Origin of the sequence: Devosia sp. LC5, from assembly GCF_000735585.1 — a bacterium.
Lineage (GTDB): Bacteria > Pseudomonadota > Alphaproteobacteria > Rhizobiales > Devosiaceae > Devosia.
Window position 1 is genome coordinate 24,080 of sequence record NZ_JNNO01000016.1, and the last position, 19,597, is coordinate 43,676.

The 19,597-nt window shown below is 63.0% G+C and carries 22 protein-coding genes; 13 read left to right on the forward strand and 9 right to left on the reverse strand.

Features of this window, described 5'->3' with window-relative positions; all coding sequences use genetic code 11:
• Positions 1-8 precede the first annotated feature (8 nt).
• From FF80_RS10310 to FF80_RS22210, 6 genes are all read left to right on the forward strand, one after another.
• Entirely contained in the window at positions 9-1,814 is a 1,806-nt protein-coding gene (locus tag FF80_RS10310; RefSeq protein ID WP_035100010.1) for a M3 family oligoendopeptidase, read from the forward strand.
• A 52-nt stretch (positions 1,815-1,866) separates the two neighbouring features.
• The gene (locus FF80_RS10315; protein ID WP_035100013.1) at positions 1,867-2,118 is read left to right on the forward strand and encodes an aa3-type cytochrome c oxidase subunit IV; all 252 of its coding nucleotides are present in this window, start codon (positions 1,867-1,869) and stop codon (positions 2,116-2,118) included.
• Between the two features lie 118 nt (positions 2,119-2,236).
• Complete coding sequence (locus FF80_RS10320) at positions 2,237-3,742, forward strand: Re/Si-specific NAD(P)(+) transhydrogenase subunit alpha (RefSeq protein WP_035100015.1); 1,506 nt, start codon at positions 2,237-2,239, stop codon at positions 3,740-3,742.
• Positions 3,743-4,105 carry a proton-translocating transhydrogenase family protein gene (locus FF80_RS10325; protein WP_052153392.1) on the forward strand — a complete coding sequence of 121 codons (363 nt, stop codon included), beginning with the start codon at positions 3,743-3,745 and terminating at the stop codon, positions 4,103-4,105. It abuts the gene before it with no gap.
• 7 nt (positions 4,106-4,112) lie between these two features.
• Positions 4,113-5,516: an NAD(P)(+) transhydrogenase (Re/Si-specific) subunit beta gene (locus FF80_RS10330; RefSeq protein WP_035100112.1), complete on the forward strand. Its 1,404-nt coding sequence runs from the start codon at positions 4,113-4,115 to the stop codon at positions 5,514-5,516.
• A gap of 6 nt (positions 5,517-5,522) precedes the next feature.
• Positions 5,523-5,954 carry a hypothetical protein gene (locus FF80_RS22210; protein WP_035100018.1) on the forward strand — a complete coding sequence of 144 codons (432 nt, stop codon included), beginning with the start codon at positions 5,523-5,525 and terminating at the stop codon, positions 5,952-5,954.
• A gap of 14 nt (positions 5,955-5,968) precedes the next feature.
• Here FF80_RS22210 and FF80_RS10340 read toward each other — a convergent pair whose 3' ends face one another.
• The 4 genes from FF80_RS10340 to FF80_RS10355 all read right to left on the reverse strand — a co-directional run bounded on the left by FF80_RS10340 (position 5,969) and on the right by FF80_RS10355 (position 8,068).
• Complete coding sequence (locus tag FF80_RS10340) at positions 5,969-6,772, reverse strand: alpha/beta hydrolase (protein WP_035100020.1); 804 nt, start codon at positions 6,770-6,772, stop codon at positions 5,969-5,971.
• A 23-nt stretch (positions 6,773-6,795) separates the two neighbouring features.
• Positions 6,796-7,002, reverse strand: a complete 207-nt coding sequence (locus FF80_RS10345; protein ID WP_035100022.1) for a SlyX family protein — start codon at positions 7,000-7,002, stop codon at positions 6,796-6,798.
• Positions 6,999-7,451: a redox-sensitive transcriptional activator SoxR gene (soxR, locus tag FF80_RS10350; RefSeq protein ID WP_035100024.1), complete on the reverse strand. Its 453-nt coding sequence runs from the start codon at positions 7,449-7,451 to the stop codon at positions 6,999-7,001. Before soxR ends, FF80_RS10345 begins: the two co-directional genes overlap by 4 nt.
• Positions 7,452-7,594: 143 nt before the next feature.
• A complete protein-coding gene (locus tag FF80_RS10355; RefSeq protein WP_035100026.1) occupies positions 7,595-8,068 on the reverse strand; it encodes a hypothetical protein in 474 nt (157 codons plus the stop codon).
• Positions 8,069-8,436: 368 nt separating this feature from the next.
• Here FF80_RS10355 and FF80_RS10360 point away from each other — a divergent pair, with 368 nt between their 5' ends.
• The 5 genes from FF80_RS10360 to FF80_RS10380 all read left to right on the forward strand — a co-directional run bounded on the left by FF80_RS10360 (position 8,437) and on the right by FF80_RS10380 (position 15,008).
• The gene (locus tag FF80_RS10360) at positions 8,437-11,418 is read left to right on the forward strand and encodes a BTAD domain-containing putative transcriptional regulator (protein ID WP_052153393.1); all 2,982 of its coding nucleotides are present in this window, start codon (positions 8,437-8,439) and stop codon (positions 11,416-11,418) included.
• A gap of 116 nt (positions 11,419-11,534) precedes the next feature.
• Positions 11,535-12,068, forward strand: coding sequence for a tryptophan-rich sensory protein (locus tag FF80_RS10365; RefSeq protein ID WP_035100027.1), 534 nt, complete (start codon positions 11,535-11,537; stop codon positions 12,066-12,068).
• Between the two features lie 84 nt (positions 12,069-12,152).
• Positions 12,153-12,791: a DsbA family oxidoreductase gene (locus FF80_RS10370; protein WP_035100028.1), complete on the forward strand. Its 639-nt coding sequence runs from the start codon at positions 12,153-12,155 to the stop codon at positions 12,789-12,791.
• 86 nt (positions 12,792-12,877) lie between these two features.
• The gene (locus tag FF80_RS10375) at positions 12,878-13,696 is read left to right on the forward strand and encodes an alpha/beta hydrolase (RefSeq protein ID WP_052153394.1); all 819 of its coding nucleotides are present in this window, start codon (positions 12,878-12,880) and stop codon (positions 13,694-13,696) included.
• A gap of 82 nt (positions 13,697-13,778) precedes the next feature.
• Positions 13,779-15,008: a multidrug effflux MFS transporter gene (locus FF80_RS10380; RefSeq protein WP_035100029.1), complete on the forward strand. Its 1,230-nt coding sequence runs from the start codon at positions 13,779-13,781 to the stop codon at positions 15,006-15,008.
• 86 nt (positions 15,009-15,094) lie between these two features.
• On the opposite strand, the gene rpsU is transcribed toward FF80_RS10380, so the two are convergent.
• On the reverse strand, positions 15,095-15,364 hold the full coding sequence (gene rpsU / locus FF80_RS10385) for a 30S ribosomal protein S21 (RefSeq protein ID WP_035100030.1): 270 nt from the start codon (positions 15,362-15,364) through the stop codon (positions 15,095-15,097).
• 231 nt (positions 15,365-15,595) lie between these two features.
• Between rpsU and FF80_RS10390 the strand changes: the two genes are divergently transcribed.
• Positions 15,596-16,288 carry an alpha/beta fold hydrolase gene (locus FF80_RS10390; RefSeq protein ID WP_035100032.1) on the forward strand — a complete coding sequence of 231 codons (693 nt, stop codon included), beginning with the start codon at positions 15,596-15,598 and terminating at the stop codon, positions 16,286-16,288.
• A 186-nt stretch (positions 16,289-16,474) separates the two neighbouring features.
• On the opposite strand, the gene FF80_RS10395 is transcribed toward FF80_RS10390, so the two are convergent.
• The 3 genes from FF80_RS10395 to FF80_RS10405 all read right to left on the reverse strand — a co-directional run bounded on the left by FF80_RS10395 (position 16,475) and on the right by FF80_RS10405 (position 18,350).
• Positions 16,475-17,560, reverse strand: coding sequence for a 5-(carboxyamino)imidazole ribonucleotide synthase (locus FF80_RS10395; RefSeq protein WP_280113896.1), 1,086 nt, complete (start codon positions 17,558-17,560; stop codon positions 16,475-16,477).
• Between the two features lie 4 nt (positions 17,561-17,564).
• Positions 17,565-18,059, reverse strand: coding sequence for a 5-(carboxyamino)imidazole ribonucleotide mutase (purE, locus tag FF80_RS10400; RefSeq protein WP_200877189.1), 495 nt, complete (start codon positions 18,057-18,059; stop codon positions 17,565-17,567).
• 75 nt (positions 18,060-18,134) lie between these two features.
• Positions 18,135-18,350: a DUF465 domain-containing protein gene (locus tag FF80_RS10405; protein ID WP_035100036.1), complete on the reverse strand. Its 216-nt coding sequence runs from the start codon at positions 18,348-18,350 to the stop codon at positions 18,135-18,137.
• 155 nt (positions 18,351-18,505) lie between these two features.
• Between FF80_RS10405 and FF80_RS21380 the strand changes: the two genes are divergently transcribed.
• Positions 18,506-18,679 (forward strand): YdcH family protein, encoded by a 174-nt coding sequence (locus FF80_RS21380; RefSeq protein ID WP_081917375.1) that lies wholly within the window; start codon positions 18,506-18,508, stop codon positions 18,677-18,679.
• 124 nt (positions 18,680-18,803) lie between these two features.
• On the opposite strand, the gene FF80_RS10410 is transcribed toward FF80_RS21380, so the two are convergent.
• On the reverse strand, positions 18,804-19,565 hold the full coding sequence (locus FF80_RS10410) for a sulfite exporter TauE/SafE family protein (RefSeq protein ID WP_035100037.1): 762 nt from the start codon (positions 19,563-19,565) through the stop codon (positions 18,804-18,806).
• Positions 19,566-19,597: the final 32 nt, after the last annotated feature.

Genomic DNA, 19,597 nt, shown 5'->3' on the forward strand with positions numbered 1-19,597 from the left:
AGCACGCCATGACCGAAGCAAGCAGCCAAAAGGGCCACAATCAGTTCGGCGCCTTGCCGGTATGGGACCTGAGCGATCTGTATCCTGGCAAGGACAGCAAGGAATTTGCCGCCGCACTGGACGAGGCCAAGGCGCTCGCGACGCAATTTGAGACCAATTATAAGGGCAAATTGGTCGAGCTGACCAAGGCGGGCAAGTTGGTCGAGGCGATCAAGGCCAGCGAGCAGCTGGGCGATATCAGTGGCCGTATCGGCTCGTTCTCCTTCCTGCAATATGCGCAGAAATCGACCGATCCGGATCGCGCCAAGTTCATGGGCGATACCAATGAGGAGCTGACCAATCTCTCCACCAAAGTGCTGTTCTTCGAACTCGAACTGAACCGCATCGAGGACGCCGATCTCGAAGCCGCCTTTGCCGGCGACCCGGAGCTGGCGCGCTACCGCACCTGGTTTGCCGAATTGCGCAAGGCCAAGCCCTACCAGCTCGATGACAAGCTCGAAGAGCTGTTCCACGACAAATCGGTTACCGCCTATTCGGCCTGGAACCGGCTGTTCGACGAGACGCTGTCCAGCCTGCAATTCGAGGTGGATGGCGAAATCCTCAATATGGAATCCACCCTGCATCTGCTCTCGGAAAAGGACGACAAGAAGCGCGAGGCCGCGTTCAAGGCGCTGGGCAAGACGCTCAAGGACAATTCCAGGCTCTTCACGCACATCACCAACGTGCTGGCCAAGGACAAGGAAATCTCCGATCGCTGGCGCGGCTATGAGGACATTGCCGATAGCCGCCACATGGCCAATTCGGTGGAACGCGAAGTGGTCGATGCGCTGCAAAAGGCGGTGACCGAGGCCTATCCCAGGCTCAGCCACCGCTACTACAAGATGAAAGCCAAGTGGTTCGGCAAGGACAAGCTCAATGCCTGGGACCGCAATGCGCCGCTGCCGACCAGCGACGAACGCACCTGGGATTGGGACAGCGCCGTCTCGACCGTGCTCGAGGCCTATGGCAAATTCTCGCCGGAGCTGGCCGAAGTCGCGAGGCCATTTTTCAATTCCGGCTGGATCGATGCGCCGGTGGCCGAGGGCAAGCTCTCGGGTGCCTTTGCCCATCCCACGGTGCCCAGCGCCCATCCCTATTTGATGCTCAATTATATGGGCCGCTCGCGGGACATCATGACGCTGGCGCATGAGCTGGGCCATGGCGTGCATCAGCGACTGGCGGCGGCGCAGGGGCCGATCCTGGCCAATACCCCGCTCACCCTGGCCGAAACCGCTTCGGTGTTTGGCGAAATGCTGACCTTCCGCTCGCTGCTCGACAAGACGACAGATCCCCAGCAGCGCTTTGCACTGCTGTCCTCAAAGGTCGAGGACATGCTCAATACGGTGGTGCGGCAGATCGCGTTTTACACCTTTGAGCGGCGCGTCCACACGGCTCGCCGGCAGGGGGAATTGCGCACCGAGGAGATCAACCGGATCTGGCTCGACGTGCAAGCGGAATCCCTCGGCGATGCCATCATTGCCAATGAAGGCTATGACATCTTCTGGGCCTATATTCCCCACTTCATCCATTCCCCATTCTATGTCTACGCCTATGCGTTCGGGGACTGCCTTGTGAACTCGCTTTACGCGCAGTATGAGAAGGCCAGCGAGGGCTTTGCGGAGCGGTATTTCGAACTGCTCAAGGCCGGCGGGAGCAAGCACCATTCCGAGTTGCTGGCCCCCTTCGGCCTCGACGCGAAGGACCCGGAATTCTGGTCACTCGGCCTGTCGATGATCGAAGGATTGATCGACGAGCTGGAAGCGACCAGCCCATAAGGCGCCACTCGGGCGCAAAGACTTTGAGACGACTGAATTATTGAGGACGACTATGGCAGCCAGCAAGCACGAACCGCTTCCGCCCCTGCGCGAAGAATCCCCGATGGACTACGCCCAGCATGAGGCCACCTATAGCGGCTTTGTGACGGTGACCAAGTATACCCTTATGGGCGTCGCGATCCTGATGGTGGGACTCTACTTCGCCGTGATCGCCGGCCAGCCGGTGCTGGGCCTGGTGCTGGTGCTTGCCTCTTTCGTCGTGCCGCCGGTGGTGGGCGTGCTGAGCGAGATATCCAAGAAATAGCAGGCCATGCGGCAGGCGCCGCATTGGGTCAGCAGCGCGCCGGGCCATGGCCCGGCAGCGCATGTCGTCGGCATGCCGCAGTGCACGCTAGGTGCATTGCCGCCGCAGGAGGTAGTGCATGAAGATCGCCATCGTCCGTGAACGTTTTGAAGGCGAGAACCGCGTCGCGGCCACGCCGGAAACCGTCGGCAAGCTCGTGGGCCTGGGCGCCAGCGTGACGGTGGAGAAGGGTGCGGGCCTGGGCTCGCGCATTCTCGATGCCGATTATGTCGCGGCAGGGGCCACGATAGCAGCGGGTGCCGATGCGGCCCTCAAGGGCGCTGAAATTGTTCTCACCGTGCGGCGGCCTGCTGCTCCGGCGCTGGCCGGCGTGGCCAAGGGGGCGCTCGTCATCGGTGCGCTCGATCCCTATGGCAATGATAAGGATGTGGCGGCTCTGGCCAAGGCAGGCGTTACCGCCATCGCCATGGAATTCATGCCCCGCATTACCCGCGCGCAGGTGATGGATATCCTGTCCTCCCAAGCCAATCTTGCCGGGTATCAGGGCGTCATCGAAGCCGCGGCGCAGTTCGATCGCGCGCTGCCCATGATGATGACCGCTGCCGGCACGGTGCGACCGGCCAAGGCCTTCGTGATGGGGGCGGGTGTCGCGGGCCTGCAGGCCATCGCCACAGCCAAGCGGCTGGGCGCGGTGGTTTCGGCTACCGACGTGCGCCCGGCGGCCAAGGAACAGGTGGAAAGCCTGGGCGGCAAGTTCGTCGCCGTCGAGGATGAGGAATTCAAGCAGGCCGAAACTGCGGGCGGCTATGCCAAGCAGATGTCGGCTGAATATCAGGTCAAGCAGGCCGAGCTGACCGCCAGCCACATTGCCAAGCAGGATATCGTCATCACCACCGCACTGATCCCGGGGCGCCCGGCGCCGCGGCTGATCACCAAGGCCATGGTTGAATCCATGGCGCCCGGTTCGGTGATTGTGGACCTTGCCGCCGAGCGTGGCGGCAATGTCGAATTGACCGTGCCCGGCAAGGTCATCGAGCATAATGGCGTGACCATCATTGGCCATACCAATGTACAGGGCCGCATTCCGACCACGGCCAGCCAGCTTTATGCGCGCAATCTTTTGGCCTTTGTCACCACGCTGATCGACGCCAAGGAAAAGGCGTTGGCGATCGATTGGGATGACGAATTGGTCAAGGCGACGGTGCTGACCCGCGATGGCGCGGTGGTGCATCCGAGCTTTGCCACCGTTGCTCCGGTGGCCGAGGCAAGGCCGGTTGCTGTGCCTAAAGCCGCACCCAAGGCACCGGCAGCCAAGGTCGAAGCCAAGCCTGCTCCGGCCAAGACCGGCGCTGCAAAGCCCGTGCCGGCCAAGAAGCCTGCGGCCAAGAAGACCGAAAGCGCGGCTATGGGCGATACGCCCAAAAAGGCTGCGCCGGAGGTGACACAATCGACCCCGGCGGCCGCCGAGGCGCCGGTTCCGGCCCGCAAGCGTGCCGCCGTCAAGAAAGCCAGCGCGGTGATCGAAGCGGCCGCCGAGGCGCGCAAGCCGGCTGCTGCCAAAAAGCCTGCGGCGAGAAAACCTGCGGCGGCCAAGACGCCGACCACTCCTAAGGGGGCCAAGTAAATGGAAACGACGGCAGGACAAAGCGCCGATGTGATTGCGGCCGTGGCGCATGGCGCGCTGGGCGGGGCGATTGATCCATTCACCTTCCGCCTGGCCATTTTCGTGCTGGCGATCTTTGTGGGTTATTTCGTGGTCTGGTCGGTTACGCCGGCTCTCCACACTCCGCTGATGAGCGTTACCAATGCGATTTCCTCGGTGATCGTGGTGGGTGCCTTGCTGGCGGTGGGCGTGCATCTGGCGACGGATGCCAGCTGGGTGTCCAAGCTGTTCGGCTTCATCGCCCTGGTCTTTGCCAGCGTGAACATTTTTGGCGGGTTCCTCGTCACCCAGCGCATGCTGGCCATGTACAAGAAAAAGGGTTGAGCCGATGATCTCTGCAGATATCGCAGCCCTGCTCTATCTCGTTGCCGGGGTGCTGTTCATCCTGGCTCTGAGGGGGCTTTCCAGTCCGCGTTCGTCCCGCCAGGGCAATATGCTGGGCATGGTGGGCATGGGTATTGCCATTGTCACCACGCTGGCCGTCGCCGCGCCGTCCGATTGGCTGAGCTGGCTGCTGATCATTGGCGGGCTGGGCATTGGTGGCGGCATTGGCGCCTATATGGCCCGCACCGTCAAAATGACCGACATGCCGCAATTGGTTGCGGCCTTCCACTCACTGGTGGGCCTGGCCGCGGTCTTCGTGGCTGCCGCCGCGCTTTATGCGCCCGAGGCTTTTGGCATTGGCGAAGTGGGCGCCATCCATCCCCAGGCTTTGATCGAAATGAGCCTGGGTGTCGCCATCGGCGCCTTCACCTTTACCGGCTCGGTCATCGCCTTTGCCAAGCTCAACGGCAATATGAGCGGCAAGCCCATCCTGCTGCCGGCCCGCCATGCCATCCACATCGCGCTGGGCCTCGTGCTGATCGGGTTGGTCTGGGCCTTTGTCGTCACCGGCAATCCCTGGCTGTTCTGGCTCACCACCATCCTGGCGCTGGTGCTGGGCGGGTTGATGATCATCCCGATTGGCGGCGCCGACATGCCCGTCGTGGTCTCGATGCTCAATTCCTATTCGGGCTGGGCCGCTGCCGGCATCGGCTTCACGCTGGGCAATACCGCGCTGATCATCACCGGCGCATTGGTGGGCTCGTCCGGCGCGATCCTAAGCTACATCATGTGCAAGGCGATGAACCGCAGCTTCATTTCGGTGATCCTGGGCGGATTTGGCGCCGATAGCAGCGCCGCGGCTTCTGCCGCCGAGGATGACCGCCCGGTCAAGCAGGGCGCTGCCGAAGATGCAGCGTTCCTCATGAAAAACGCCGGCAAGGTCATCATCGTGCCCGGCTACGGCATGGCCGTAGCCCAGGCCCAGCACGCGCTGCGCGAAATGGCCGATATGCTCAAGAAGGAAGGCGTCACCGTCAAATATGCCATCCATCCGGTGGCCGGCCGCATGCCGGGGCACATGAATGTGCTGCTGGCCGAAGCCAATGTGCCCTATGACGAAGTGTTCGAGCTGGAAGATATCAATTCCGAATTCGCCCAGTCCGACGTCGCCTTCGTCATCGGCGCCAATGACGTGACCAATCCAGCCGCCAAGACCGACAAGACGTCGCCGATCTACGGCATGCCCGTGCTCAATGTCGAAGATGCCGGCACCGTGCTGTTCATCAAGCGCGGCATGGCGGCCGGTTATGCCGGGGTGCAGAACGAATTGTTCTTCCGCGATAACACCATGATGCTGTTCGGCGACGCCAAGAAGGTGACCGAGGACATCGTCAAGGCGCTGGGGCACTGAGGGGGGATGTCGCAACCCCGCGACGTTCTCACTGAATTCGATCGGTTGATGCGTTGGCTTTATGTTGTTCCAGTGCTCATCAGCATGGCCTTTTGGCTCCAGGGCAGTATCTCCGCTGAAAGCCTTCTAGGGGGCTCGCCGGTTGCTGGGTTGTGGGGACTTGTCGGCGCAAGTTCCGGTATCGCGTTTCGTGCGGTGCATCGAGGGATTGCGGTTCTTGCAGAGAGGGCCGAGTCACATGCGAAACGCCTAAACGAGAAGATCAAGCTTCTCGCGGCAACGGTGAATGTCATCGCACTAGGGTGCGCGGCCGCCGCTGTTGTGGAACCCCTTCGGTCGGGCGGCGGCTTTTCGCCGCTCGTTGTTGTGCTGCTTCTGGTCGCGACCTATGCTCACATAGGTGCACAGCGCTTTCTGTCTTTAATGATCAAGGAGTAGCGCCTCAATTGGCGCTAAAGCCCGCTCAGAAACTCCAGCACCGCGCCGTTGAACAGGTCCGGCCGCTGTAGCGGCGCGAAGTGGCTGACGCCTTTTAGCTCCACCAGCTTTGCGCTCGGAATGGTGTCCGCGAGATAACGGGCGTGTTCGGGTTTGATGAACTCGTCATGCTCGCTTTGCACGATGGCGACCGGAACGGCGATCTCAGCGAGATCGGCCGGGGTGTAATTGGGCTCGCTGGCCATCATGCGGCCGACGGCGCTGACAAAGTCCTTGAATTGGTCGGGTGTGGCCGAGAGGGCGGCATAGTCCTTGGAGTGGCGGCCAAAGCAGCGGTCGAGCAGGGGGCTGGCGGCGATTTCCACATTGGTGCCGCTGGGGTCCATGTTGCAGCCGAAAAAGAACACGCCGGTAACGCGTTCGGGCGCCTGGTGGGCCAGCACCATGCCGATGCAGGCCCCGTCGCTCCAGCCGATCACGGCGGCGCGGGCAATGCCCAGATGATCGAGTACACCAAGTACGTCGGACGCCATCAATTGATAGGTATAGGGCCGGTCGTCGCGGGTGCTGCGGCCATGACCACGGCTATCGATGAGGATGGGCTGGTAGCCGGCTTCGGTCAGCGCAGGCAGCTGATAGCCCCAATTGCCCGAATGTCCGAGGCCGCCATGCAACAACACCACGGGGGTGCCGCTGCCATAGGTCGCGTACCAGATGCGGGCGCCGTCATGCGGCAAATGCCCTTGTGCCGAGGCCGTGGGCAAGGGCGCTGCGCCGTGTTCGGCAAAGGCGATCAACTCGTCATCGGCAAACGTCATCTATCGGCTCTCCTTGCAATGGCTCAATAGTGCGGCGGCGGCACTTCCGTGCTGGGATCGGCAATCTGGCTGCCCGAACGCACCTGCTCTTCGAGCGTCGTCAGCTTGCGCGTCAGCCCATCGATTACCCGCCATTGCGCCGTTATGGTGGCGTTGAGTTCCTCAATGGTCTGGTCCTGAAAGGCGATGCGGGTTTCCAGCGCCTCGAGCCGTTCGGCGAAATCACTCATGGGGAATCTCCGTCATCGGGGTCCAGCAGGCGCGGGCCGCTGCCCTCTGCGCCCAGCCGGTCATGCGGGTTGCGCAGCGGGCAATGGTCCAGTGACAGGCAGCCGCAGCCGATGCAGCTATCGAGCCCTTCGCGCAGGCTCTGCAGCCTTTCGATCCGCCGGTCAAGAGCCTTCCCCCAGGCGCCGGCAATCACCGACCAATCGGCGCGACTGGGGGTATGGTCGCGCGGCAGGCCGGCAAGGGCGGTGGCGATTTCGGCGAGCGGAATGCCCAATTCCTGGCCGACCCGGATAATGCCGAGCCGCCGTAGGACATCGCGATCATAGCGGCGCTGATTGCCCGGCGTGCGATGGGCATGGATCAGCCCCTTGTTCTCGTAAAAATGCAGCGCGGATACGGCCACACCACTGCGCGCAGCAATTTCGCCGACGCTCATGCCAAGGGCCATGCTGTCGTCTCCTGAAGCTCAAGGTTACTTCAGCTTTTAAGATGTTCTGTTGCGCTCACCAAGCGGGCCGCTTGCAAAAAACCCGCCGCTCCAAGTGGGGAGCGACGGGCCTCTATGGGTTCTTTATGCGCGCGAGTGCTAAATTATTCTGCCGGTGCGTGGGTCTGGAAACTGGGGGCGGCAGCCGGGCGCAGCACGGCGGCGTGTTCGGAGCGCCAGACGCGATGCACCAGATAGGCTTGGACCAGCAGCAGGGCCAGTTCGCACACCCAGAGCACGCCGATCAGCCCCGGCACGCCGTTGAAAATGGCGTTGAGCATGGCGATCGAGAAGAAGGTGCGGACCACCACATCGGTTAGCCCATTGGCCCAACTGGGATTGATCAGCCGCAGTACGGCCCAGATCGAGATCAGCGAGCCCAGGAAATTGATGAACATCATGGCCAGCGGCGAAAGGTCGCCAACATGGCCCCCCAGCCCGACAGCACCATTAAGCGTATCGAGAATGGCCAGATAGACCCCGGCTATGCCCGGCAAAGCGAGCGGCAGGCAGGTAACAAGATCATAGACCGCGCTAGTCTTGACTGCGCGCGCCAGTTGGACGTTCAGTTCCGCCATCGACATTCCCCCGAGATGACCGAGGGGATCGTTACATATTTACGAAAGTTTTACCATATCGATGATTCGGCCGCAAAAAAGCGCCCCCGCTGGTCAAGCGGGGGCTTAGCGGCGGTCAACTAAAGGTCGAGGAAGCAGCACCCATGTGCGGCGGAAAGGCGCCGCTCCCTCGATGGGTGGACAACCAGGGCAACACTGGAAGCCACTTTTCTTCGGACAGCACTGTATTTCGCGCCCTTCAATGCATGAAATAGGGCGGTAACGTCATGGCGTCGTGATCTCGGGCAAGTCGATGCGTGATTTACTCGTGATTTTTTCTTGGTTCTGCTAGCCTGGTGCAAATTGGTAGCAGGAATTTGCAACGGCTTATGGACGCGCCGCATCTTTATCTCCGGCTGCTGGGGGCGTTCGAGGCGCGGACCGGTGATGGCCGGCGCCTGACGTTCAAGCTCAAGCGGGCGCGGATTTTGCTGGCCTGGCTGGCGCTGCGGCGTGGACAGAGCGGCAGCCGCGAGGAGATCGGCGCCCTGCTGTGGAGCGAGCGCAGCGAGGCCCAGGCGCATCAGAGCCTGCGCCAAACCCTGGCAGTGACCCGGGCGGAACTGGCCGAGCTGGCAGAAGCGATTCTGGGCATTGATCGCGAGTCGGTGGCTTTTACCCCAGGTGCCGTGCAGTCCGATGTGGGCCTTTTGGTCCGATGCACGCCCGATAGCCCGATCGAGGAGCTGGAGCGGGCCGTCGCCCAATATGGTGGCGAGTTCCTTGAGGGTATCAGCATTCACGACCCGCTGGCCCAGGAATGGTTGCAGGCCCGGCGCGCCGAGTTGCGGGCGATTGCCACCAAGCGCTTCGAATGGCTGCTCGGCGCCTATGCACAGGCGGGGCGCCATGCCGAGGCCGAACCGGTCGCCACCAGGCTCATCGAGATCGACCCCCTGGCCGAGGAAGGCCACCGAGCCTTGATCCGCGCGCTGTTGGCCGGGGGCAAGCGCGCCATGGCCGTGCGGCAATATCAGCGCTGCCGCGCGATCCTGGCGCGGGAATTGTCGGTCGAGCCATCGGCGGAAACCAAGGCGCTGTTGCGGATGGCGGCGGAGCCTGTGGCGGAACTAGGTGGTCCGGCGCCATTCCTGCACGAACAGTTCCGCCCCCATCGGGCGCATAACCTGCCCCGGCAAATGAATACCCTTGTGGGTCGCGACATGGCGGTGGGCGAGGTGCTCGACCGGCTACGCCGTTACCGGCTGGTGACGCTGACCGGGCCGGGTGGCGCCGGCAAGACGCGGCTGGCCATCGATACTGGGTTTCGCCTGGTAGGCGCCTATGCCGACGGCATCTGGCTGGTGGAATTTGCCTCCATTGCCGACCCGCAACTGGTGGAGGAGGCGCTGTGCGGCGCGCTGGGCGTGCCTGTGGCGGGCGACCGGCCGGCGGTGGAAAGCGCCATCGCCTATCTGGCGCAAAAGGAAGCGCTGCTGATCTTTGACAATTGCGAGCATCTGGTGGCCAATTCGGCGCGGCTGGCCGAGGCCCTGCTGCGCAATTGCCCCTCCATCGCTATCCTGGCTACTAGCCGCGAAAGCCTGTCGGTGGGCGGGGAAAGCCTTTATCGCGTGCCCCGGCTGGCTTTTCCGGCCGATACCGAGGTGATCACGCCCGACGCTGCCATCGATTACAGTGCGGTGCGATTGTTCGTCGAGCGGGCGGCCGCCACCATTGATGGATTCGTGCTCGATGCCGCCACGGCGCCCGCCGTCGTCAGCATCTGCCGGCAGGTCGATGGCATTCCGCTGGCCATCGAGCTGGCCGTGGGGCGGCTCAAGATGATGCGGCCCGATTGGCTGGCCGCCAATCTCAGCGAATCCTTCCTGACCCTGCGCGGTGCCGCCCAGGCGACCCCGCCCCATCACCGCACGCTGCAGACTATGCTCGACTGGAGCTACGATCTGCTCCCGCCGGTCGAGCAGAGCTTGCTGCGCCGGCTCTCGGTCTTTGCCGGTGGTTGTACGCTGACCTCGGCCGCAAGGGTGATCGGGGGGGCGCCGGTTGGCGAGCATGACATGTTCGACCTGCTCTCCTCGCTGGTGGAAAAGTCGCTGCTGACGGCGGACCTGTCCGAGGCCGAGCCGCGCTACCGGCTGCTCGAAACCACACGCCGCTATGCCATGGACAAGCAGCGCGAAAAGGGCGAGCCGGGGCGGCAGCGCCAATTGGCCGAATATCTCATCCACCGCTTTGCCGATGCGGGCGAGAGTTGGCCGGCCACGCCGACCGTCACCTGGCTGGCGCGGTACGAACCCGAACTCGACAATCTGCGCGCGTCGCTGGAATGGGCCTTTGGCAGCGATGGCGATGCCGTATTGGGTGTGGAACTGGCCGGGCATAGTATGCGGCTCTGGGATGAGCTGTCGCTGTTCCGCGAGCGTGGGCGCTGGACGGAAACGGCAATGGCCCATCGTCACCCCGATACCCCGCCGGCCATAGTGGGGCGGCTTTGCCTGGCGCGCACGTCCAATAGCGCCCACGGCGATCAATCCGCCTTTTCTTATGCCGACCAGGCCGTGCAACTGTTTCGCGCCAGCGGGCGGGCCCTCGATCTGGGCGAGGCGCTGGCGCGGGCCGGGGCGGCGCTACTCACCCCACAGACGATTGCCAAATCGCTGCCTTATCTGGATGACGCGCTGGCCGCATTGGAGCCGCTTGGGCCCACCAAGCCACTGGCCAATTGCCTGCGCTCCAAGGGGGTCGCTGCCTATCTCGGTGGTGATTTCAGCGCGGCGCGCCCGCTGATCGGCCGCTCCATGGCGGTATGCCGCAGCGTGGGGGATTCCCGGGGGACGGCCAGCGCGCAGATCGCCCTGGCCGAGCTCGATTTCGGCGCCGGGAAGGTGGAGGACGCCATTGATGGCGTCCGCCTGATGCTGGAAGGCCGGGACCATAATCGTCGCCAGGCCACGCTCGGTCTTGCCAATCTGGCCTCCTACCTGCTAGCGGCCGGCAATGTCGAACAGGCCGCGCAGGCGGCGTTCGAAAGCCTGCGCGAGGCGCGGGCCTTGGGCTGGTCCGGCGCCATAGTGCGCGCCAGCGAGCATCTCGCATTGGTCGCTACGCTCAGCGGCGATGCCGATCTGGGCGCACGGCTGCTGGGGTTTTCCAGCGCCTTCTATGCCAGGGGCACGGCCAGCCGCGAATTGACCGAGCAGGTGACGCATCAACGGCTGGGTGACGAGCTGGCCCGCCGCCTCACGCCCTACCGGCTCAAGGCGCTGCTGGAGGAGGGCGCCACGCTCACCGAATTGCAGGCTGCCGAGGCTGCAAGCCAGGCCGGTCGCATGCTGCGGCCGGTGTGAAAGCAACAATCACAACGGCTGGAAAGCCAGCCATCACGCGAGCGTGTTGACGTATAGGGAACCCTATTGGCGTTTAGGCCATTGGTTGGGCGTAACAACGACCTACAGGTGCCATCATGGCGGCCAAGGCAATCGCGATTCCCTATGGTTCGGTGCTCGATGCGGACCGGCATGATGTTCTCGGGCTGGTACTCAGCGCATCCCTGCCGCTAGCGGTATTCATAATTGCCAATGGCATGGCGCATCTCATCGGCACACGTCCCTTATTCTTCGCCCCGTTTGATGTGCCCTTCTGGGCCGCAGCAGCCCTTCACCTGGGCGCCTTGCCGCTGTTCGGAGTAGCGCGCTGGATGGTGGCGGGCAAGGGTCGGGCGGGTCGCAGCGCCGGCTGGTGGGTGGTCGGGCTAATGGCCGGCACCATTGCTTTCCCCTTTCTCGTCGCCCCGCTCGATTCCCTCGCTTTGAGTGTCGTGGCCATGCTGCTGTTGGTCGTGGCGCTTGCCGCCATGGCCCGCGTCGCCAAAATCTCGCCCCGCGCAGCGCTGCTGATGGCGCCGGGCCTCGGCTGGATGGGCTTTTCGGCGCTGATGGGGCTGAGCTTTCTCAGCGGCTGGTCGCCGCCTTTCGGGCCGACCAATAGCCAGAACTGACCTAAGTTACCTCAACGTGCGTTCTTGCAGGACGCGGCTTTCCGCGCCATGTGGTTGGGCAATGTGAATGGCAAGGGTTGCCCAATGTCCAAAATCCTCAAGATCGATGTGTTCACCGATGTCGTATGCCCCTGGTGCCTGGTCGGCTCGGCGCGGCTCGATACGGCGCTGGCCGCCTTGCCCGACGATATCGAGGTGGTGGTGGAGAACCATCCGTTCTATCTCGATCCGAGCGTGCCGCCCGAAGGTGTCGATGTGGGCGAGATGCTGCGCGCCAAATATGGCAAGGACCCGCGCGAAATGTGGGCGCGGGTCGAGGACGAGGCCAGAAAGGCCGGGATCGAGCTGGATCTGTCCCGGCAGCCGCGCATGTTCAACACCGCCAAGGCGCATACCATCACCCGGCTGGCCAAGCCCCTGGGCATTCAGCACGAGCTGGCCAACGCCATTGCGGAGGCTTATTTCCTCGAGCATCGCCAGATTAATGACGACAATGTGCTGGCCGATATCGCGGTGGCCTTCGGCTATGACCGGGGCGACGCGCTCGACGCGATGAATGATGAGAACGAGCTGGCGATTACCGAGCAGCTGGCGACCGACGCGGTACAGCAGGGCATTCGCGGCGTGCCCTTCTTCATCTTCGCGGAAAAATATGCCCTTTCCGGCGCCCAGCCGGCCGAAGTGTTCGACCGGGCACTAGCGCAGGCGATCGAGGAGCTTTAGGGCGGAGGACGCGAGCATTTGCGCCTAGACGGGCCAAAAATCCGCACTAAGGTGTGGCCCGTCCCGCTGCTCCAGGAACTCCCCAAATGAAGCTGTTGCGCCGCATCGTCCTTGCCGTGCTGATTGTCGTCGTCGTGCTCTATGCGGCGGTGGTGGTCTATATGTATGTCAACCAGCGCGCGCTGCAGTACGATCCGACTGGAGACGTGGTGGCGCTTGCCGCCGCGGGCCTGCCGCAGGCGAGGGAAGTCGCCATCCCTTCCGGTGATGGGACAATCAATGGCTGGTATCAGCCGCCGCAGGCGGACAAACCGGTCATCATCTATTACAAAGGCAATGCCGGCAGTTTTTCGTCCGAGCATGAGCGCTTCGAGCGTTTCGTGGCTGATGGCTACGGCTTCTTGTCCTTCGACTATCGCGGCTTCCCGCTGTCGCCGGGGCTGATCACGCAAGACAATATTCTTGAGGATGCATTGGCGGCGTTTGATTGGGCGCAGGCGCAGGGCGCGCCTATCGTCATCTGGGGCCGCTCGATCGGCACCGGGCCCGCCACCTATGTCGCCAGTGAACGCCAGGCCGATGCGCTGCTGCTCGAAACCCCGTTCTATTCGGCGGCCAGCGTTGCTGCCGAGCGCTATCCCATCCTGCCGGTCTATTGGGTGATGCAGGACCAGTATCCGGTCAATGACTGGATCACCAAGGTCGACGAACCCGTGCTGGTGGCCCATGGCACGGCCGACCAAACCATCAGCGTGGGCAATGGCGAGCGCGTCTATGGTCTGGTCAAGAACAAGGACGAGCTGTGGATCGAGCCGGGCGCCGATCATAATGATCTGTGGAAGCTAAACATCTGGAGCCATGCCGAGCCGTTTTTCGAACGGGCCGAGGTGGCGGCGGGGCGTTGATCGTACTGCGCAGCCCCTCAAGGGGAAGGGAGGCAGATCGTGCCTTCCGACGTGATATCGCTTCAACCGACTGGATTTAGTTATGACATCGCCATCCAACAGCCAGCCCATGAGTGCGCGGCGCACCGCGATCATTGGCGGGCTGATGGTGGCGGCGGGGCCGCTCAGCATCACGCTTTATGCGCCGGCTTTGCCCACGCTGGTGGCCGATCTGAGCACGAGTGAAGCCATGGGCAAGCAGACTCTCTCGGTTTATTTCGGCGCATTTGCTTTGGCGCAGTTGATCTGCGGCCCGCTCTCGGACCGTTTTGGGCGCAAGCCCGTCGCCCTGGCGTTCTTCGCGCTCTATGTGGTGGGCAGCCTTGCCGCCGCGTTGGCGCCGAATATCGAAATGCTGCTGCTTGGCCGTGCGCTGCAAGGGGTGGGCGTATCGGCCGGTGTTGCCTTGTCGCGCGCCATGGTGCGCGATCAATTCGTGGGCTCGGAATCGATCCGCATCCTGACCCTGATCAATCTGATCCTCACCGTCGCCCCCGCTATCGCGCCGACCCTGGGCAGTGTGCTGCTGCTGGCCGGCAGCTGGCATTTGCTGTTTGTGGTCATGGCGGGGTTCGGCATGGCCATCATTGCAATGCTGGCCTGGGGCGCGCGGGAAACCCAGCCGGTGGCGGTGCAGGCTCCGCTCAAACCCAGTCGCATTCTCGCCAATTACGGGCGGTTGTTACGATCGGCCGAATTCATGGCGCCGGCGCTGCTGCTGGCCATTGCCTTTGGCGGCTTTTACGGCTTTTCGGCACTGCTGCCCTTCGTGCTGCTCGACGATCTGGGGCTGAGCACCTTCCAGTTCGCCATGACCATGCTGATCCAGACCGGCTCGTTTATCACCGGCAATCTGGTGGCCGGGCAAATAGCGCGCCGCGCCTCGGGCCTGCAGATGGTGCGGATTGGCCTGGTGCTGCTGGTGCTGGCCGGGCTTGGTTTCGCTATCGGCCCGCGCCTTTTTCCCGATTCGCTGTTTGCGGTGATGATTCCGGTGGGCTTGTGGATGCTGGCTTTGGCCTTTATAGGCCCCAGCACCACGGCGGCCGCCATGGCCGGCTTCGGTACCATTGCCGGCGCCGCCGGCGCGCTGACCGGTGTGTTTCAGGTCGGTGGCGGCTTTATCGGCTCGACCCTGGCCAGCGTGCTGTTCCCCGATGCCCGCAGTGCCCTGGTGACACTGTTGCCGATCATGGGGGGCCTTGCCATCCTACTCGCCCTCTGGCGCCGCATCTCGGCAAGGCCAGTGGCCGAAGCCCCGCCGGAGACTTGAGCCGTCACGCCCCACGCTCCATGGCCAAACCCCAAAACAAAAACGCCGCCCCGAAGGACGGCGTTTTCAAATTCTGGTTGCAGCGCTTAGCTGCGAACGTTGGCTGCGCTCGGACGGACCGGAGCGCCGGGGCGCGTCGTGGTCGGAGCGGGCAGGCCGCCTTCGCGCTGGGCGCGCTTGCGAGCCAGCTTGCGAGCGCGGCGCACGGCCTCGGCCTTCTGGCGAGCCTTCTTCTCAGAGGGCTTCTCGTAGTAGTTGCGCAGCTTCATTTCACGGAAGACGCCTTCGCGCTGCAGCTTTTTCTTCAGCGCGCGCAGCGCCTGATCAACGTTATTATCGCGAACGACTACTTGCAAAGGTCAACCGCCCTTTCGAAACTTGGACAATGTGTTTGGATGGAAGCGGCGGGGCCAAAACAACCACGCCGCCGACCAGCAGAGCCAGTCACCGTGGGTGGGTCTATAGCCCAAGCTCAGGGGCTTGTCCACTGTCACGCTCAGAAAAACCGCGCAAACCCGTGTCCGGACTTGCTCCTGCCACCCGGCCGGCGCAGTTTTGAGAGCAATTCCAGAATAATGGAGATCAGAATGACCCGCAATCTCGTGCTGCTGCCGGGCCTGTTATGCGATAGCCGGCTGTGGCGCGATCCGCTGGGGGCAATCGGCGAGGTGGTTTCCCCGACGATTGCTGACCTGACGCTGGACGATTCCATCGCCGCCATGGCCGCCCGCACCCTGGCGCAAGCCCCGGCCAGCTTTGCTTTGGCGGGCCTGTCCATGGGCGGCTATGTGGCGCTCGAGATCATGCGGCAGGCGCCCGAGCGCGTTACCCATCTGGCGCTGCTGGACACCAGCGCCCGTCCCGACGACGAGGAGCGGCGCGCCAAGCGCCGGGCGGGGATCGAGAGCATCAAGCTGGGCAAGTTCATCGGCGTGTCACGGGCTTTGCTGGCGTCGCTGCTGACACAAGAGCATCAGGATACGCCCTTGGCCGAGGAGGTGCAGGCCATGTCTGAACGCGTTGGGCAGGAGGCCTATATAAGCCAGCAGACCGCGATTCTCGGGCGGATCGATTCCCGGCCGAGTCTGGGGGCGATTGCCGTGCCGACACTGGTGGGGGTGGGTGAGGCGGACATGCTGACGCCGCTCGCCATGGCCGAGGAGATGGCGGCCGGGATTGATGGGGCCGAGCTGGTGGTATTCCCGGATAGTGCGCATTTGCCGACGATGGAGAATCCGGCCGCGGTGGTGGTGGCACTGCGAAAGTGGCTGGAGCGGTAAGGCAGAAGGCCCCCTCCACCGCCCTTCGGGCACCTTCTCCCACGAGGGGAGAAGGGAGGCTTGGTGCTTGGTCAGGTTCGGAGCCAACCTTCGCCCCTTGTGGGAGAGGGACAGATTTTCTGCGTTCAGCAGAAAATCAGGGTGAGGGGTGCGGTGCTTCCGCAACTACGAAGCCGTGGTGCCCCGCTACCCCCGCACAATCCTGTTCACATGCCCCATCTTCCGTCCTGGCCGGATTTCGGTTTTGCCGTACAAATGCGGCTGCGTATTCCCATCGATCCCGCCGGGCACGATGTTCACTTCGTCGCCGACGAGGTTTTCCATCACCACGTCGGCCAGGCGGGCCGGGTCACCCAGCGGCCAGCCGAGGATGGCGCGGATATGTTGCTCGAACTGGTCGGTGAGGCATACGGCTTCGGTCCAATGCCCCGAATTGTGTACGCGCGGGGCGATTTCGTTGACCATCAGCGTGGGGCGCTCGCCGGGCACGACGAAGAATTCGACCCCGAGTACACCCATATAATCGAGCGCCACCACGATCACCTTGGCCAGCATGGCGGCGTGCTTTTCCAGCCCCGGCACAATGTCAGCGGGCACGGTGCTGGTGAAGAGAATATGGTGGCGGTGCACATTTTCGGCCGCGTCGAAACTCTTGACCTCGCCGGAGGGGTTGCGCGCCACGACCACCGAGATTTCCTTCTCGAACGGCACGAAGGCCTCGAGTACCAGCGGCTTGGGTTCGAGCGCGGCAAAAGCCGTTGCCGCCTCCTCCCGCTCGCGGATGACGCGCTGCCCCTTGCCGTCATAGCCCAGCCGTGTGGTCTTGAGCACGGCGGGCAGGCCCAGTGCGTCGATGGCGGCGTCCAGTTCGGCCAGCGTCTCGACGGCGCGGTGCGGCGCTACCGGAATATTCTTCCCGGCTAGAAAGCGCTTTTCCGCCAGCCGGTCCTGCGAGATGGCCAAAGCCTTGGCGCCGGGCCGCAACGGCTTGCGGGCGGCGAGGAACTCGGCGGTGGCGGCCGGCACATTCTCGAATTCATAGGTGATGACATCGACCGCGTCGGCAAAGGCGGCCAGAGCGACTTCGTCGTCATAGGCGGCCACTGTCTTGTGCGGGGTCACCTCGAAGGCGGGGCTATTGGCATCCGGGCAATAGATATGGGTGCGCATGCCCAATTTGGCGGCTGCCAGCGAGAGCATGCGGCCCAGCTGCCCGCCCCCCAGAATGCCGATCATGCTGCCGGGAGGGAGGGCTGAGAGGTCGTGGGCCACGAAATTACTCGGTGTCGGAGGGAAAAAGAGGCACGCGCGCGCTTTGCTGGGCGCGATAATGATCGAGCCGGTCGGCCAGGTCTTCATCGGACAGCGCCAGCACGGCGGCGGCCAATAGCGCCGCATTGATGGCGCCGGGTTCGCCAATGGCCAGCGTGCCCACGGGGATGCCGCCGGGCATCTGCACGATGGAGAGCAGGCTGTCCTGCCCGTTCAGCGCCTTGGATTTGACCGGCACGCCAAATACCGGCAGCGGCGTCATGGCGGCGATCATGCCGGGCAGATGGGCCGACCCGCCAGCGCCGGCAATGATGATCTTGAACCCTTCGGCGCGGGCATTGGTGGCAAAATCCACCATGCGCTCGGGCGTGCGATGGGCCGAGACGATGCGCGCCTCATATTCGATTTCGAGGATTTCGAGCGTTTCGGCGGCAAGCCGCATGGTGGGCCAGTCGGACTGGCTGCCCATGACGATGGCAACGGAAGGCTTGGTGAGCAAAGGCCTGATCCCTATCGGTCGTTGCAAAACGGGGAATTAGCCCAATTGCCGCCACAAAACAAGCGCGGCGAAGCCTCAGGCGATGATGTCGGGCAGCAAAATATTCTCAAGCTGGACGATGCGGTCCTTCAGCGCCAGCTTACGCTTCTTCAGCCGTTGCAGCAGCATTCTGTCGGCCACATGGGATTGGGTCAGCGTATCGATCGCCGCATTGAGATCGGAGTGTTCCTGGCGTTTGGTGGCCAGCTCGAGCCCAAGATTGGCTTCCTGCTCTCTGGTTAATGGCAACATCGAATTTAATGCTTCCCCAGCGCCTCAACCCTCACCCTTGGTTAACCGATCACAATAGGTTTTGCACCAGATTTCCAAAGGCAGGTGGAAGGTGGTCGACAAAGCGTGAATTATTTGTGACCATCAGCGCGTCCACCAAGCTTCAAGGAGTTGTTATGACGACTGAAGGCCATGTTGCGGCGCTGGAACGGCGCCACCAGGAGTTGGATCGCCAGATCCAGGCCGAGATCAAAAGCACACGGTATGACGAGCTGGCGATCAGCGCACTCAAGCGCAAAAAGCTCGAAGTGAAGGACGAACTCTACAAATATACGACGGGTTCGCAATAAGCGAACGCTGTTCCCCAAATGGAACAGAGAGGGTCACAGCGCGGCGCTGCGGCCCTTTTTTATTGTGCTTTTTTTGGGCTCGTCTCCGAACCGCAAAATCGTTGCCATTTGTGTTGGAAACGCTTCAGGCTCCGCCAAACAGCCCTGTCGCGCCCTTCCAGATGATGTAGAGCGACAGGATAAAGACCAGCCAATAGGCGATGCGGTAGAACCAGACCATCGAGATGCGGCGCACCAGCCAGACGCCGCCGAGTACGCCGATCAGGCCAACCGGGATCAGCGAGGCCGACAGCGTTAGATTGTGCAGGTTGAGCTGGCCCAGGAAGAAGTAGGGCACCAGCTTTGCCGTATTGACGATGGCAAAGAACACGGCCGTGGTGCCCGCGTAGATAGCCGGCGACAGACGCTGGGGCAGCACATAAATCTGGAATGGGGGTCCGCCGGTATGGCTGATAAAGCTGGTGAAGCCGGCAAAGCCGCCCCAGAAAACGCCCCAGGGTTTCGACGGATGCAGCCCTTCGAGCTTCTTGCGCAGCGGCAGGATGGCATCGAGGATAAACAGCAGCGTTACGACGCCCACAAACAGCAGTACCGCATCGTCGGACACGAAAGACCACAGCACCCAGCCCAGAATTGTGCCGATGGCCGCGCCGGGCAGCATGATGCGGATGATCCGCCAGTCCACTTCCTTGCGATAGGTCCAGACGGCGATGATATCCATGGCCAGCAGCACCGGCAGCATCATGCCGGCGGCGTCGCGGGCCGGCATGACCAGGCTCAGCAGCGGCACGCCGACCATGCCCAGGCTGCCCAAGAGGCCGGCCTTGGATAGGCCAACGATCAGCACCGCGATCGCAGCGATCGTGACGAAATAGGGATCGAACATGTTTGGGCGTTCCGGCAGGTGGGAGGAGGGCG